Source organism: Oceanimonas baumannii (assembly GCF_002245495.1).
GTDB lineage: Bacteria > Pseudomonadota > Gammaproteobacteria > Enterobacterales > Aeromonadaceae > Oceanimonas > Oceanimonas baumannii.
This window is the reverse complement of sequence record NZ_NQJF01000031.1, coordinates 1-1,864: the sequence shown is the minus strand read 5'-3', so window position 1 is coordinate 1,864 and position 1,864 is coordinate 1. Positions and strand designations below refer to the sequence as shown.

The 1,864-nt window shown below is 52.1% G+C and carries 1 rRNA gene; it reads right to left on the bottom strand.

Annotated features, from left to right (window positions below):
• Positions 1-1,700: ribosomal RNA gene (locus tag B6S09_RS17965) — 23S ribosomal RNA — on the bottom strand; the annotation flags it as partial.
• Between the last annotated feature and the right edge of the window lie 164 nt (positions 1,701-1,864).

The following is a 1,864-nucleotide window of genomic DNA, read 5'->3' as shown; positions in this document are numbered from 1 at the left end:
CGCTCCAGCGTACCTTCTCCCGAAGTTACGGTACTATTTTGCCTAGTTCCTTCACCCGAGTTCTCTCAAGCGCCTTGGTATTCTCTACCCGACCACCTGTGTCGGTTTGGGGTACGGTTCACACACATCTGAAGCTTAGAGGCTTTTCCTGGAAGCAGGGCATCAGTGACTTCGGTACCGTAGTACCTTCGTCTCGGGTCTCAGCGTTGTGATTCCGGATTTGCCTAAAATCACCACCTACTCCCTTTCACCAGGACAACCAACGCCTGGCTCACTTAGCCTTCTCCGTCCCCCCATCGCAATGTGTGTCAGTACGGGAATATTAACCCGTTTCCCATCGACTACGCCTTTCGGCCTCGCCTTAGGGGCCGACTCACCCTGCCCCGATTAACGTTGGACAGGAACCCTTGGTCTTCCGGCGAGGAGGTTTTTCACCCCCTTTATCGTTACTCATGTCAGCATTCGCACTTCTGATATCTCCAGCATGCTTCACAACACACCTTCGCAGACTTACAGAACGCTCCCCTACCACGTGTTCAAAGAACACATCCGCGGCTTCGGTGCCTAGTTTTAGCCCCGTTACATCTTCCGCGCAGGCCGACTCGACCAGTGAGCTATTACGCTTTCTTTAAATGATGGCTGCTTCTAAGCCAACATCCTGGCTGTCTGAGCCTTCCCACTTCGTTTCCCACTTAACTAGGACTTTGGGACCTTAGCCGGCGGTCTGGGTTGTTTCCCTCTTCACGACGGACGTTAGCACCCGCCGTGTGTCTCCCGGATAGTACTTACTGGTATTCGGAGTTTGCATGGGGTTGGTAAGTCGGGATGACCCCCTAGCCCAAACAGTGCTCTACCCCCAGTAGTATTCGTCCGAGGCGCTACCTAAATAGCTTTCGGGGAGAACCAGCTATCTCCCGGTTTGATTGGCCTTTCACCCCCAGCCACAAGTCATCCCCTAATTTTGCAACATTAGTGGGTTCGGTCCTCCAGTTGATGTTACTCAACCTTCAACCTGCTCATGGCTAGATCACCGGGTTTCGGGTCTACTCCTAGCAACTAGTCGCCCAGTTAAGACTCGGTTTCCCTACGGCTCCCCTATACGGTTAACCTTGCTACTAAAAGTAAGTCGCTGACCCATTATACAAAAGGTACGCAGTCACCCTCGAAGGGCTTCCACTGCTTGTACGTACACGGTTTCAGGTTCTATTTCACTCCCCTCACAGGGGTTCTTTTCGCCTTTCCCTCACGGTACTGGTTCACTATCGGTCAGTCAGGAGTATTTAGCCTTGGAGGATGGTCCCCCCATGTTCAGACAGGATATCACGTGTCCCGTCCTACTCGATTTCACAACAAGAGCCGTTTCGTGTACGGGGCTATCACCCATTATCGCTGGCCTTTCCAGGACCATTCCACTACCACTCAAGCTGCTTAAGGGCTGGCCCCCGTTCGCTCGCCGCTACTAAGGGGATCTCGGTTGATTTCTTTTCCTCGGGGTACTTAGATGTTTCAGTTCTCCCGGTTCGCCTCGCTACGCTATGTATTCACGCAGCGATACTCTACAAAGTAGAGTGGGTTTCCCCATTCGGACATCACGGGCTCAAGCGCTTCTTACCAGCTCACCCGTGCTTAACGCAGGTTAGCACGTCCTTCATCGCCTCTGACTGCCAAGGCATCCACCGTGCACGCTTAGTCACTTAACCATACAACCCCAAGAAGTGTGTCAGTCCGAAGACCGGTACACTCATGAAGGCGGTACGCATCGTGTGACTGATGCTTACAACAAATTTCGCCAAGAAGTTCCAAGACACTTGCAGTATCAAGAACTACTTTTTATTCATCAGCTTTTTCCGAATTGTTAAAGAGC